This window comes from Streptomyces sp. NRRL S-1022 (assembly GCF_000720135.1).
Lineage (GTDB): Bacteria > Actinomycetota > Actinomycetes > Streptomycetales > Streptomycetaceae > Streptomyces.
The window spans coordinates 309288-322300 of sequence record NZ_JOIU01000005.1 but is presented as its reverse complement, the minus strand read 5'-3'; the positions used below and the strand labels follow the sequence as shown (position 1 = coordinate 322300).

General features: G+C 72.0%; 15 protein-coding genes and 1 pseudogene. 7 read left to right on the top strand and 9 right to left on the bottom strand.

The features are described from left to right. Nucleotides 1-3: 3 nt before the first annotated feature. From IG05_RS0107600 to IG05_RS0107575, 6 genes are all read right to left on the bottom strand, one after another. Nucleotides 4-1305 (bottom strand): cytochrome P450, encoded by a 1302-nt coding sequence (locus IG05_RS0107600; RefSeq protein WP_037813279.1) that lies wholly within the window; start codon nt 1303-1305, stop codon nt 4-6. Between the two features lie 92 nt (nt 1306-1397). Continuing rightward, nucleotides 1398-2000 (bottom strand): GTP-binding protein, encoded by a 603-nt coding sequence (locus IG05_RS0107595; RefSeq protein WP_030340339.1) that lies wholly within the window; start codon nt 1998-2000, stop codon nt 1398-1400. Beyond that, on the bottom strand, nt 1975-2349 hold the full coding sequence (locus tag IG05_RS0107590) for a DUF742 domain-containing protein (RefSeq protein ID WP_030340337.1): 375 nt from the start codon (nt 2347-2349) through the stop codon (nt 1975-1977). Before IG05_RS0107590 ends, IG05_RS0107595 begins: the two co-directional genes overlap by 26 nt. Continuing rightward, entirely contained in the window at nt 2346-2747 is a 402-nt protein-coding gene (locus IG05_RS0107585; protein WP_030340335.1) for a roadblock/LC7 domain-containing protein, read from the bottom strand. The genes IG05_RS0107590 and IG05_RS0107585 overlap by 4 nt, the downstream gene beginning before the upstream one ends. Next, on the bottom strand, nt 2744-3946 hold the full coding sequence (locus tag IG05_RS0107580) for a histidine kinase (protein WP_030340334.1): 1203 nt from the start codon (nt 3944-3946) through the stop codon (nt 2744-2746). Before IG05_RS0107580 ends, IG05_RS0107585 begins: the two co-directional genes overlap by 4 nt. Before the next feature lie 226 nt (nt 3947-4172). Then, entirely contained in the window at nt 4173-5297 is a 1125-nt protein-coding gene (locus tag IG05_RS0107575; protein WP_030340331.1) for a PLP-dependent cysteine synthase family protein, read from the bottom strand. A 306-nt stretch (nt 5298-5603) separates the two neighbouring features. Here IG05_RS0107575 and IG05_RS0107570 point away from each other — a divergent pair, with 306 nt between their 5' ends. Together IG05_RS0107570 and IG05_RS49075 are read left to right on the top strand one after the other, a co-directional pair. Further along, nucleotides 5604-5927, top strand: coding sequence for a hypothetical protein (locus IG05_RS0107570; protein WP_030340330.1), 324 nt, complete (start codon nt 5604-5606; stop codon nt 5925-5927). Between the two features lie 229 nt (nt 5928-6156). Further along, nucleotides 6157-6663, top strand: a pseudogene (locus IG05_RS49075) (ATP-binding protein); the annotation flags it as partial. A gap of 584 nt (nt 6664-7247) precedes the next feature. Here the strand turns inward: IG05_RS49075 and IG05_RS41965 are convergent. Then, nucleotides 7248-7484 (bottom strand): hypothetical protein, encoded by a 237-nt coding sequence (locus IG05_RS41965; RefSeq protein WP_051789578.1) that lies wholly within the window; start codon nt 7482-7484, stop codon nt 7248-7250. A gap of 65 nt (nt 7485-7549) precedes the next feature. On the opposite strand from IG05_RS41965, the gene IG05_RS0107555 reads away from it, so the two are divergent. From IG05_RS0107555 to IG05_RS41960, 5 genes are all read left to right on the top strand, one after another. Then, entirely contained in the window at nt 7550-8125 is a 576-nt protein-coding gene (locus tag IG05_RS0107555; RefSeq protein ID WP_234335783.1) for a TetR/AcrR family transcriptional regulator, read from the top strand. A 5-nt stretch (nt 8126-8130) separates the two neighbouring features. After that, nucleotides 8131-8520 carry a cupin domain-containing protein gene (locus IG05_RS0107550; RefSeq protein WP_030340327.1) on the top strand — a complete coding sequence of 130 codons (390 nt, stop codon included), beginning with the start codon at nt 8131-8133 and terminating at the stop codon, nt 8518-8520. Nucleotides 8521-8535: 15 nt separating this feature from the next. Next, on the top strand, nt 8536-9120 hold the full coding sequence (locus IG05_RS0107545; protein WP_030340326.1) for a DUF4865 family protein: 585 nt from the start codon (nt 8536-8538) through the stop codon (nt 9118-9120). Beyond that, nucleotides 9117-10028, top strand: a complete 912-nt coding sequence (locus IG05_RS0107540; protein ID WP_030340325.1) for a phosphotriesterase family protein — start codon at nt 9117-9119, stop codon at nt 10026-10028. The genes IG05_RS0107545 and IG05_RS0107540 overlap by 4 nt, the downstream gene beginning before the upstream one ends. A 118-nt stretch (nt 10029-10146) precedes the next feature. Next, complete coding sequence (locus tag IG05_RS41960) at nt 10147-10371, top strand: DUF1272 domain-containing protein (protein ID WP_107051306.1); 225 nt, start codon at nt 10147-10149, stop codon at nt 10369-10371. Between the two features lie 486 nt (nt 10372-10857). On the opposite strand, the gene IG05_RS0107530 is transcribed toward IG05_RS41960, so the two are convergent. Next, nucleotides 10858-12339, bottom strand: coding sequence for an MFS transporter (locus tag IG05_RS0107530; RefSeq protein ID WP_030340322.1), 1482 nt, complete (start codon nt 12337-12339; stop codon nt 10858-10860). Further along, nucleotides 12336-12971 carry a TetR/AcrR family transcriptional regulator gene (locus IG05_RS0107525; RefSeq protein WP_078893942.1) on the bottom strand — a complete coding sequence of 212 codons (636 nt, stop codon included), beginning with the start codon at nt 12969-12971 and terminating at the stop codon, nt 12336-12338. Before IG05_RS0107525 ends, IG05_RS0107530 begins: the two co-directional genes overlap by 4 nt. Between the last annotated feature and the right edge of the window lie 42 nt (nt 12972-13013).

Here is a 13013-nt window from a genome sequence, read left to right as displayed (position 1 = left end):
ACATCAGACGCGGAAGATGTCCAGGAAGCTGCTCCAGAAGCCCTTCTTCCGGGCCGGTTCCTGACGCGCGGCGGCGACCGGAGCCGTGGGCAGCGGCTGCTCCGGCGCGGCGACGGTACGGTTCTGCAGCGCGGCGACCATGCGGGTGGCCGGGGTCGGGCTGAAGGCCACGGGCAGCGCGACGAGCGCCCGGTGGAACGGCCCGGGCCGCCACTCCAGCTCCTTCTCGTGGACCGCCAGCGTCAGGTCCGGCAGCGCGTTGAGGATCTTCTCGATCGCGGTGACGGCGATGACCTGCGCCGGGTCCTTGGCCGGGCAGGCGTGCGGACCGGCTCCCCAGGCCAGGTGGGCGCCCTTGCTGTGCATCCGGCGCGCCTCGGCCAGCGCCGGGTCGCTGTTGGCCGCGGCGAAGCTGATGACGACGGGTGTGTTGGCCGGCGCCACCACTCCGCCGAGGTCGACGTCCTGGACCGGGTAGTGGGTGGCGTAGTTGGCGATCGGCGTCTGGTTCCAGAGCACGTGATCGATCGCCTCCTCGATCAGCAGGCCGGAGTCGCGTCCGCTCGTGTCGGGCGACAGCAGCAGGAGCAGGGCGTTGCCGATCAGGTTGCGCTCGGGCTCCACACCGGCGCCCATCAGCATGACCAGCTGGTCCTTGAGTTCCTCGTCGGTGAGTCCCGCGGGGTGCTGGATCAGCCAGGAGGTGACGTCGTCGCCGGGCCGGCGGCGCTTGAGCGCGATCAGCTCCATGAGGCAGGCGGTGAGCTCCTCGTTGGCACGCAGGGCGTCCTGGCCGTCGAAGATCGCCGACATGGCGCTGGTGAGGGTGTCGCCGATGTCCGCCGGGCAGCCGAAGAGCTTGTTGAACAGCAGCAAAGGCAGCAGCTTGGCGTAGTCGTTGAGGAGGTCGGCCCGGCCCCGCTCGCTGAACTGGTCGATGAGGTAGTCGGCGAGGGGCTCGACGTCCCGGCGGATCCGGGTGATGTTGAGGCGGGCCAGGCTGTCCGTGACGGCCTTGCGCAGCCGCAGGTGCACGGCACCGTCGGTGAACAGGCAGTTCGGCCGGTACGCCATCATCGGCAGCACGGGGTTGTCCAGCGCGACGCGCCCTTCGTTCAGCGCCTCCCAGCGGCGGGCGTCCCGGGCGAAGAGCGTGGAGTTCTGCAGCACGCGCAGGGCCGTCTCGTGGCCGACGACCAGGGTGGCGTCGACACCCGGTGCGAGTTCGACCGGCCCGGCGGGACCGTGGGCGCGCAGCCGGTCGTAGACCTGGTGGGGGTCGGCGGCGAACGCGGCGTCGTGCATGGGGCATCTGCCGCCGGCGGGGGCGGGGGCTGACTGGCGGTCCATGGGGTTCCTTCTGCTGGCTCCGGGCCGGTGGTCCGGGCGGATGGGGGTCAGGCGGCTCGGGTGAGCAGGTGACGCACGAGCGCGATCAGCGCGAGGGCGGAGGACTGCCGGTCGCGGGCGTCGCAGTAGACGACGGGCGTGTCCGGGAGCAGGTCGAGGGCCTCACGCACCTCCGCCTCCTCGTACAGCCGGCCCGGCTCGAAGCCGTTGACGGCGATGGCGTACTCGAGGCCGTACCGCTCGACGAGGTCGATGACGGGGAAGGTCTCCTCCAGCCGGGCGGGGTCGACCAGGAGCAGCGCGCCCAGCGCGCCGCGCGCCATGTCCTCCCACAGCTGCATGAACCGCTGCTGGCCCGGGGTGCCGAACAGGTACAGCACGAGGTCGTCGCTGAGCGTCAGCCGGCCGAAGTCCAGGGCCACCGTGGTGGTGGTCTTGTCCGTCACGCCCCTGAGGTCGTCCACGTGGAGCGACGCCTGCGTCATCTTCTCCTCGGTGCGCAGCGGGGTGATCTCCGACAGCGAGCCGATGAAGGTCGTCTTGCCCACGGCGAAGTGCCCGACGACCAGGATCTTCGCAGCGTTGGTCACCGCGCTGGAGACGTATATGGATCCGGGGGCCGTCTCAGCCGATGAGGGATTGGAGTCCATTCAGAACCTTTTCCAGGGTCGCTCTGTCAACGTTCTGAGCCCGGGGCGGCTCGGCGCGGCGCAGCAGGTGGCCTTGCTCGGATAAGTCGGTCAGCAGCAGCCGGGCCACCCCCACCGGCAGGCCCAGGTGGCCGGCCACCTCGGCGACCGACAGGTAACCGCCCGCGCACAGCTTCCAGATCGCCCTCACCTCGGGGCCGGCTCCCAGCGGGGGCGTCCGGTCGGGAGCCAGGGTGACGAGGGTGTGCAGCGCCAGGTCGTCGGCGGCCGGCAGGGTCCGGCCGCCGGTGATGACGTAGGAGCGGACGAAGTCGCTGGTGACGGAGGCTTCCCCGCCGGGGGTCGTCATGCGCCCACGCCGTTGTCAGAGCGCGGCGCCACGCTCATCGCCTTGCTCAGGGCGGACACCGTCTTCTGCATCCGGAAGGACATGGCCTCCATGTCGACGTCCAGCGCGGCCGAGACGGCGAGGTAGGAGCCCTGGCCGGCCGCGATGAGGAAGATCCAGCCGCCGTCGTACTCCAGCAGCGTCTGCTTCCAGATCCCGTGTCCGGCTCCCACGAACCCGGCGACGGCCCGGCTGAGCGACTGCATGGAGCTCATCGCGGCCGCGTTGGTCTCGGCGTCGTCCCGCCCGATGTCGTCCGAGCGCTGCAGCAGCAGGCCGTCGCCCGAGACGAGGATCGCGTGCCGGGCTCCGCGTACCTCAAGTACGTCGTTCAGCACCCAGGACAGGTCGATGTTCACTTGGTGTCAGGTCCTTCCGTGGTGTTCGTGGTGCGCCCGAGCTGGGTCCCGCGCGCGAACGCCCCGAGCCGCGACGCCGTCACCTCGCTGACCGGCTCGGCCGGCGCCTCCGGGCCGCCGGCGTCGAGGGACGGGACCACCGTGACAGGGCCACCGCGCCGCCGGCGTTTGGGCAGACCGCCCGAGGTCGTCCCCACCACGTGCGAGGGGCCCACCACCGGGACCGGTGCCAGTCGCTGGGGGGCCGGCTGCCGGCCCTCGTCGTCCTGGACGACGGCCGCAGGGGACGGCGCGTCGGCCGCGAGGAGACTTTCGGGCACACGGATCACTGCACGCACTCCGCCGTAGGGGGACACGGAACCGACGGAGACGGCGAAGCCGTAGCGTGCGGCGAGCATGCCGCACACGGCGAAGCCGAACCGCGGCGGGTCGCCGAGACCGGTGATGTCGACGGGACCGTCGACCGACAGCAGCGCCGCCGCCCGGTCCTTGGTCTCCTGGTCGATCCCGAGCCCGGCGTCGTCCACGATGAAACACACACCGGTCGGTACGGCCTGGATGTTGACCTCCACCGGGGTGCCGGGCGCGCTGTAGTTCGTCGCGTTGTCCAGCAGCTCGGCCAGGACGACGGCCACCGGCTCGACCGCCTTGCCGACGAGGGAGACGTTGACCTGGGAGTGGACGCCGACCCGGTCGAAGTCCTTGATCCTGCCCTGGGCGCTGCGCGCGACGTCGTACACCGTGGCGGCGCGCTCGCGGCGGCCCAGCCAGCCGCCGCACAGCACGGAGATCCCCTTGGCCCGGCGGCTGAACTGGCTGCCGGTGTGGTCGACCGTCATCAGATCGGCCAGCACGTCGGTGGTGTCGCCGTACTTCTTCAGCAGGCTGTCCAGGAGGACCTGCTGTTCCTCGGCGAGCGACTGGAGCGTTCCCATCGCGGACTTCAGCACCGCCTTGGTCGCGGCCTCCGCGTCGGCGCGTACGTCGGCGAGGTCGCGCTGGTGCTGCGCGGTCAGCGTGGCGATGTGCGCGTGGAGCTGACCGACGTCCCCACGGGCCTCCCCCAGCCCGTTCTCCAGTTCCTTCCTCGTTCTTCGGAGCGCCATGTTGGTTCTCCGGGCCCGCTTCACTGCGACAACCGCAGCGACGAGCACCACAATCAAGATCCACAGCAGCGGATCCTGGGTCATTGACGTCATGAGACTCTCTTCAAGTCGCATCGCGCCAGGAGCGTGAGCAGCGCGATGGTGCCTTTGAGACTGTCCCCCGGACGCGTTCATGACACGCCGTCAGCCCACTGAGAAGTGGGATGATCTTATCAGTCACACAGGCACAACCGGCTTGCCCAGAGCCTCAATTGAGACGTCACCAAACCCACACACCTCCGCAACCCGCCCGTCGTACGACGGTCGCCGCGGGAGCGGCTCAGACCGGCCACACACCCGTCGTCAGGAACGAGTCGAGCACCGCCGCGTACGGCGCGATGTCCAGGCCCTGCTCCGCGAGCCACGCGTCCGAGTAGTACTTGTCCAGGTACCGGTCGCCCGGGTCGCACAGCAGGGTGACGACACTGCCGGTACGCCCCTCGGCCACCATCTCGGCGACGATCTTCAGCGCGCTCCACAGACCGGTCCCCGTGGAGCCGCCCGCCTTGCGGCCGATGGTCCCCTCCAGCGCCCGCACGGCGGCGACGCTGGCCGCGTCCGGGACCTTCATCATCCGGTCGATCGCACCGGGCACGAAACTCGGCTCCATGCGCGGCCGGCCGATGCCCTCGATCCGGGAGCCGCAGTCACAGGTGACATCCGGGTCACCGCCGGTCCAGCCCTCGAAGAAACAGGAGTTCTCGGGGTCGGCGACACAGATCCGGGTGTCGTACTGCATGTAGTGCACGTAGCGGGCGAGAGTCGCCGAGGTGCCGCCGGTGCCCGCCGTGGCGACGATCCAGGCCGGCTCCGGGAACCGCTCCAACTCCAGCTGCCGGAAGATCGACTCGGCGATGTTGTTGTTGCCGCGCCAGTCCGTGGCCCGCTCGGCGTAGGTGAACTGGTCCATGTAGTGGCCGCCGGTCTCCACCGCGAGGCGGGCGGACTCCTCGTACATCTTCCGCGAGTCGTCCACGAAGTGGCACTGTCCGCCGTGGAACTGGATCAGACGGATCTTCTCGGCGCTCGTCGTGCGCGGCATGACCGCGATGAAGGGCACGCCGATCAGCTTGGCGAAGTAGGCCTCGGAGACGGCCGTCGAGCCGCTGGACGCCTCGATCACCGGGCGGTCCGGGCGGATCCAGCCATTGCAGAGGCCGTACAGGAACAGGGAACGGGCGAGCCGGTGCTTGAGGCTTCCGGTGGGGTGGGTGGACTCGTCCTTCAGGTAGAGGTCGATGCCCCACCGCTCGGGCAGCGGGAAGCGCAGCAGGTGCGTGTCGGCCGACCGGTTGGCGTCCGCCTGGACCTTGCGGACGGCCTCTTTCAGCCAGACTCGGTAGGCGGCGTCACTGCGGTCGACGTCCAGGGTGGCGCCGGTGGTGGTCCGGGGGGTGGTGCTCACGGCGGGGCTCCTTACGCTGATCGCCGACGGCGCCTCACGCGGGCCGGCAGATCGAGCATAGGCAGCTTTCAGACCGCTTCCCACCTGCATAAACGCATCTTTGAGCCGCCCAAAGACGCCCTGGGGCACAGGCGTGCGAGGCCCCGGGGGGCGCACGGGCGCACTCACCACCGGCCGGTGTCGCACGCGCCCCGCGCGTACTGGTGCTCCACGCCGTACCGGGGCAGACTGCACGCGACGGGACCACCGTCCCGAACGGGGGCGCACAAGGAACCGAACGGGAAGACCGTAAGGGGGCGGCGAGACATGGCGGAGGCGGAGTTCACGGCCACCGGCGTGCGCATCGGCAAACGCCTGCGTTCGCTCACCCGGGCCGGACAGGTCCGGATCAGCGACGGCAGGCTGCAGTTGCTCACCAGCTACGGCAGCGAGATCGACAGCGCGCCGGTGCAGGCGGTGCGCGCGTCCAAGCCGTGGTTCGTGCCGGACGACCGGGCGCTGGCCGACGTCAACGGCACCCGGTACCTGCTCACACTGGGCGAGCACGACCCCGCGCCCGGGCGGCCCGGGCCGCCCGCCGCACGGCGGTTCGTGGAGGCGGTGCGCAGGGCGGCGGGGCGCGGCGGCTGAGCAGCCGTACGCCGACTACGGGGCGCAGCGGTTCGTCGCGGCGAGTTGCGGGAGCGCATCCACTGCGTCACGCTGGTCCTACGTCACTCTGGGTTTACCGGCGATAACGCTGCGAACCAGCCCGCCGGCCACGACAGCAGGCGGACGTTTGGACGCAAGCACCCTGCTGGATCCGTTCTTCTCCGTGTTCTTCCGGTTCCTCCGGACCTCACATCGGGGAGTCGCAGCCGTGATCAGTCACCCAAGCAGGCACTGCACGGTGGAGCTCCAAGCCCTGCCGTCGCGGATCGGCCAGGTCCGCAGAATCGTATCTGCGCAGTTGCGCTACTGGCATATGGACCCCTTGATAGACCGGGCCGCGCTCGGTGTGACGGAGTTGCTGAGCAACGTCCACCGGCACGCCAGGCCCGACAAGTCGTGCACCGTCGAGCTGGAGCTGCTGCCGGACCGGCTCACCGTCTCGGTGCGCGACCACGATCCGCGTCTTCCGGTACCGGCCGACGCCCCCGGCACGGCGGACGCCACCCCGCTGGCCACCTGCGGGCGCGGCCTGGCCATGGTGGCCGCGGTCAGCGAGAGCTGGGGCGCGCGGCCGGACGGCGAGAACGGCAAGGTGGTGTGGTTCACCCTGCCGGCCTCGGCAGCACCACGCAGCACCCCGGAACGGCCGCCACGAGACACGACACGCCCGACACCGGTGCGTGCGGGAGCGGGCGTCGGGGCGGGCACTCCGGTTGCCGCGGGCGCCGGGAGTCCGGTTCCCGTGGTGGTCGGCGTGGCGAACGGTGCCGCTCTTGCGGCGCGGGCCTCGGTCGGCGCCGGTGCGGTGGCGGACGGTGGGGCCGTCGGTGAGGCCGGCGGCGCACGGCCCGTCGGGAGTACGGCCGGGGTCGGCCGTACGGCACCCGTGCCCGGCCGCGGCCCGGCTCCCGCCCGCACGGGGGTACCGGCGGGCAGCCCCGCCTCCGCACCCGCCGGACGGACAGCGCCGGCGCCCGCCGGAAGCACGGCTCCCGTCACGGCACCGGCCCCCGCGGCGCGACCGGCGTCCCCCGGCACCGGGACGCCTCCTCCCGCCAGGCCGGCGGTTCACAGCTGACCCGGCCGGTGACCTGCCCGGTCCGCAACACGCGGGCCGACAGCGGCAGATGGACACCCTGGACCCCTGCACGGGGCCCGGGGCGTTCTCACTCCGAACCGTGGGCGAGGGCGATCCCGGTGACGCTCACACCGCCGCACGGCTCATCCCTCCACCCAGGAGAACGCTGACGTCGACGCCGTCCGGGCGTACGACGCGGGCCCGGGCCGCGACCGGGGCCGTCATGCCGTACCGCCCCTGCGCACGCGGCCGAACCGGCCGAACTGTTCGGCCAGGATGCACAGGCGGCGCCGGTACTCGTCCTCGCCGTTCTCGCCGGAGGCGAAGCGGCGGCCGAGGACGGCGAGTGGTGAGTCACCCGCCGGGCGCCCATTGCCCAGCGGCCGCCAGGGGTCCCCGCGCCGGGCGGTACGGCGCCGGACGGTGACCGCGCCGGTCACGGCGGCCGCCCGGCTCACCGGGAGGAACCGGCGAGGGGCCGTGAGGCTGGCGTTCTGTAACTACTAGTATGTACAGTGAGCGCATGAGCACCTCGGAACGACTCATCGAGTCCACCCGCGAGCTGCTGTGGGAGCGCGGCTACGTGGGCACCAGCCCCAAGGCGATCCTGGAGCGCGCGGGAGCCGGCCAGGGCAGCATGTACCACCACTTCAAGGGCAAGCCGGATCTGGCCCTGGCGGCGATCCGGCGCACCGCGGCCGAACTGCGGGCCACCGCAGAGGCGGTGCTCGACGGCCCGGGCACGCCGTACGAGCGCATCGAGGCGTACCTGCTGCGCGAGCGTGACGTGCTGCGGGGCTGCCCGGTGGGCCGGCTGACCATGGACCCGGACGTGATCGCGAGCGAGGAACTGCGCGCGCCCGTCGACGAGACGATCGGCGCCATCCGCGAGCGGATCGCGGAGCTCGTCGAAGAGGGCAAGCGGCAGGGGCAGTTCGCGCCCGGCCTGGACGGTGCGGAGATCGCCGCCGCCGTCCTCGCGACCGTGCAGGGCGGCTACGTCCTCGCCCGCGCGTCCGGATCGCCCGCCGCTTTCGACGCCGGAGTGCGCGGTCTGCTCTCCCTGCTCACCCCGCCGTCCCCCGGACAGGAGAACTGAGTCACGTGCACATCACCCGACAGCGTCCCGAGACCCGGCAGGGCCCGGCGGAGCACTTCGCCGGCACGGTCTGGCTGGACGAGATAGCGGCGCCCGCGGCCCCCTCCCGGCTGCGGATGTTCAACGTCCACTTCGCCCCGGGCGCGCACACGGCCTGGCACCGGCACCCGCACGGGCAGGTACTGCACGTCCTGGAGGGCGAGGGGCTGGTGCAGCGCAGGGGCGGTGCGGTCGAGGAGATCCGGGCGGGCGACACGGTGTGGATCGAGCCGGAGGAGTGGCACTGGCACGGCGCCGGGCCCCGCACCTTCATGACCCACCTGGCGGTCGTGGAGGCCGCGGCGGACGGCACGACGATCGAGTGGCACGCGCACGTGACCGACTACCCGGCCTGAGAAGGGAAGAGCGACATGCACGCCATGCAGTACGAGTTCACCCTGCCCGCCGACTACGACATGGGGGTCGTCCGCTCGCGCGTCGCCCGGGTCGGGCACCTGCTGGACGACTGGGACGGCCTCGGCATCAAGACGTACGTGATGCGCGAGCGCGGGGTGAACGGCTCGCCGGTGAACCAGTACGGGCCGTTCTACCTCTGGGACACCCTGGAGGGCATGAACAGGTTCCTGTGGGGCGGGGCCTTCCAGGGACCGGTGGACGACTTCGGACGGCCCGCGATCCGGCAATGGACCGGCCTGGCGTTCGAGGAGGGCACGGCGGCCGCCTCCGCGCCGGCGTTCGCGGTCCGGCGGCGCCGACCGGTCCCGGAGGGCGTGGAGCTGGCGTCCTTCATGGCGGACGCGGTGGCCGAGACGGGGAGGCTGGCGGCGCAGGACGGTGCGGTGCTCGCGGCGGCCGCCGTGGACACGCGCGCCTGGGAGCTGGTGCACTTCTCCCTCTGGGAGCAGGACACTCCGAAGGCCGACGGGGACGTCTTCGAGGTGCTGCACCTGTCCGCGCCCGGCCGGAACCGGCTTGCGCGGGGCCGGCAGTGCTGACCCGCGTCCGTACGGTCCTCGGGGACGTACGGCCCGCGGATCTGGGCGTGTGCGACGCGCACGACCATCTCTTCCTGCGCAGCCCGCGGTTGCCGGGACAGGAGCTGGACGACGTGCCGGCCGCGCGAGCCGAGCTGGCGGCGTTCCGCGCGGCGGGCGGAGCGGCCGTCGTGCAGTGGACGCCGTACGGGATGGGGCGGCGGGCGGCGGACCTGCCGGCGCTGTCCCGGGCGACCGGGGTGGGCATCGTCTGCGCCACCGGACTGCACCAGGCGGTGCACTACGACGCCGGGGTGCTCGCCCGGCTGCGGGGCGGGCGGCTCGCCGGGCTGTTCGTCTCGGAACTCACCGAGGGCATCGGTACGAGCGGGGTCCGGGCCGGTCTGATCAAGGTGGCCGGTGGTTTCCACGGGCTCGACGCGCACACCCGCTGGACGATGGCGGCGGCGGCCGAGGCGCACCACGCCACCGGCGCGCCCGTCGCCGTGCACCTGGAGCTGGGCACCGCCGCACTGGACGTCCTCGACCTGCTGTGCGGCGAGTTGGGGGTGCCGGGAGAGCGGGTGGTCCTGGGGCACCTGAACCGCTTCCCCGACCCGGTGCTGCACCGGCAGGCCGCCGCGTCGGGCTGCTGGCTGGCCTTCGACGGGCCGTCCCGTGCCCACCACGCCACCGACTGGCGGATGCCGGAGGCGGTACGGGCCCTGGTGGAGGCCGGTTTCGGGGACCGGGTCCTGCTCGGCGGGGACACCGTGGTGGCCGGCGCCCGCTCGGTCGACGGCGGGCCGGGGATGCCGTACCTGCTGCGCCGGGTGCGGCAACGGCTGGCGGAGACGGTCGGCGCCGAACTGGTGGAGCGCATCCTCACCGAGCATCCGGGGCGGGCGTTCGGGGCCGACTGGAGCTGAGCGGCCGTGGCCCGATCCGGTGGCTCGTTGTCCCTCGGGGACGGTGTCGCCGCGGGCCGTGGCGCGGAGGATGGAAGCCGACGATCACCGACCGTTGTCCGAAGGGACGGGAGACGACATGGCCCTGGAGATGCGCGAGCGCTGCGAGCGCTGCGAGACCGCCGCACTGCCGCCGGGCGGACCGGCCCGCATCTGCTCGTTCGAGTGCACGTTCTGCGAGGCGTGCGCCGCGGCCCTGGGGCAGGTCTGCCCCAACTGCGGGGGCGAGCTGGTGCGCAGACCGCGCCGCACACCGCCCGCCGACACCGCATCCGGAGGCGTCGGGGCCGGCGGGGTGAGCTAGCGCGGCCGGGGCGCGGGGTCCGGCCGCCCGTCGGCGGCAGGGCCGGGCCGGCCCTGCCCGGCCGGACGCGTCGTCCCTTCCCCGGCCGCGCTAAGGCCTGTCTGGTCCCGCACCCGTCGCCGGGGCTCGACTCGCGCAAACCGGCCCGCTATCCGGCCCGTCAGGACCTCGAACACCTCGTGCCGACGGGCTCGCATTGAGCGCTCCAGTCGGCCACGCCGAGCACCCCCGAGTCAGGGGCTGAGAGGTTCATCGGTCGCCGAGAGTAGGTCCCCGGTCTCATGCGCGCTTCGAGCCTGGTGGCCAAGGTCGGCACTCATGCAGACCACGGGGATTGTTCGCCGCCAAGCGGCGGAGCGAAACCCTGTCAGCAATCGCCATCGGATCTGATTGGATTCGAGCCCCCAAGAACCCCTGGATCGCAAGGTTCATTGGACGCGTCGCCCGCCTGTCGTCAAACGATCGTTCGGCGACAGGCGCTGGGGGTCAGGCGGCGGACCCGTCGGTCGTCGGCGTCGCGGTGCGAGCCGCCGGCTTACGGCGGCTCGAGGGTGTGGGGATGACGATGTTGCGCATGAGGAGGAGCGCCGAGAAGGCGAGCAGCCCGGCGATGGTTCCGCTCCAGGCGATGGTGGATCCGATCGCAGCGGTGGGCATGGCGTGGTAGCTCATCAGGGACTGGCCGCAAGCCAGGCCGAACGCGCCGCCGATCTGCTTGGTGAGGGCGGAGCCCGCGGTGGCGGTGCCCATGTCGGCGTGTGGGACGCAGTTCTGGGTCGCGATGGTGATGCCGCCCATGGCCGGTCCGGTGCCCAGTCCGGCGATCAGCAGCCATACGCACGTCCATGCCGGCGGTGTCGCAGCGTCCAGAGTGAAGAAGGCGGCGGTGCCGATGGTGAGCAGTCCGGCGCCGGCCAGGAGTGCGGGCTTTGCGTGTCCGCTGCGCAGGACGGCGGTGGCGGTGAGCCGGTTGCCCAGCGTCATGCCGGTGAGCAGCGGGAGGAGCAGGAGACCGGAGACGGTGGCCGAGTGGCCGCGGACGTACTGGAAGTACAGGGGAAGGAAGACTCCGACCGGCAGTGCGGCGACCTGAAAGAAGAACCCGGCGGCCAGGAGGGCGCTGTAGGTGCGGTGTTGGAACAGTCGCATGGGCAGGACGGGCACGGCCGCGCGCCGCTCGACGGGAACAAGCAGGGCGAGGAGAGCCAGGCCGCCGAGCAGGCAGCCCGCGACGGTGGGATCGGTCCAGGACAGGGGTTGCCCGGAGGTGGTGTTGCCTTTGAGGCTGAGGCCGGTCAGCGCCAGGGAGAGACCCGCGGCGAGCAGTGCGATCCCCGCGGCATCGAGGCGGCCGGCTGGTGCTGTGGCGGGACGGTGGTCGGGCAGGAACCGGGCAAGGACGGCCGAGGCTGCGAGGCCGATGGGGAGGTTGAGCCAGAACGCCCAGCGCCAGCCGGCGTGATCGGCCAGCAGGCCGCCGATGATCGGGCCGCCCACCATGCCGAGCACCATCATCGTGGCCAGGATCGTCTGCATCCGGATGAGGCCCTGCGTCCGGGAGGGCGGGTGGAGGTCGCGGATCAGGGCCATGCCGAGGGTGAGCAGGGCTCCGGCACCCAGACCCTGCAGGGCGCGGGAGGCGATCAGTACGGCCATGGAGTCGGCCAGCCCGCAGGCGAGCGAGCCGACCAGGAAGACGGTGAGTCCGCCGAGCAGTAACCGGCGGCGGCCGTACAGGTCGGAGAAGCGGCCGTAGAGCGGGACGCTGACCGAGGAGGTGAGCAGGTAGGCGGTGACGAGCCAGACATACCAGGAACCGTCTCCGCCGATCTGCTCGACGATGCGCGGCAGGGCGGTGCCGACCACAGTGCCGTCCAGCATGGCCAGGAAGGCGCAGCCGAGCAGGGCGAACGTGATCACCGTCCGGCGGCGGGGGGTGAGCGCGTCGTACGCGTCAGGTGTGGTCATCGGGCCTCCCCGGGCGTGGTGAGCGCGCCGTACAGGAAGAGGCCCACCAGTTCTTCGGTGGTCAGCGGGTCCGGGGCGCCGGGGCGGCCTGCGGACATGAGCATGAGCTGGAAGGCGTCGGCGAGGCGTTCCGGCGCCAGCCGCAGGGCGTCCCGATCGGGTTCGAACAGGGCGGCCAAGGCCGCGCGCGGCGCGGCAAGGCCCGCCTCGCGATCCGGGGAGCGGCCGTCCTTGCCGGATGGGGACGGGGCGGTGCGTTCCAGCCGCCCGGTCGCAGCGAGGGCTCCTGCGACGGCGCCCAGGCGTGTCATGTAGCCCTGCATCACCTCGGCCGCCTCGGTGAGCCGTGCCGTCAGTGGCTGGTCCAGTGCGATCGATTCCAGGTGGGCGACGGTGTCATCGGGACGTACCGCCTCGGCCATGCAGGCCGCGAGCAGGGCGTCCTTGTCGGCGAAGGCCCGGAAGATCGTGCCCTCTCCGATGCCCGCAGCGCGGGCGATCTTCGCGGTGGACACAGAGGAGCCGTACTCGACGACGAGGGGAAGGGCCGCAGCGACGATCATCGCGCGGCGCTGGTCGGGTTCCATCGGTGCCGCACGACGCCGGGAGGGAGTGGGAGAGGTCTCTGTCATGCCTCCAACCGTACGGAGTGAGTACTCACTCCGTCAATGTCC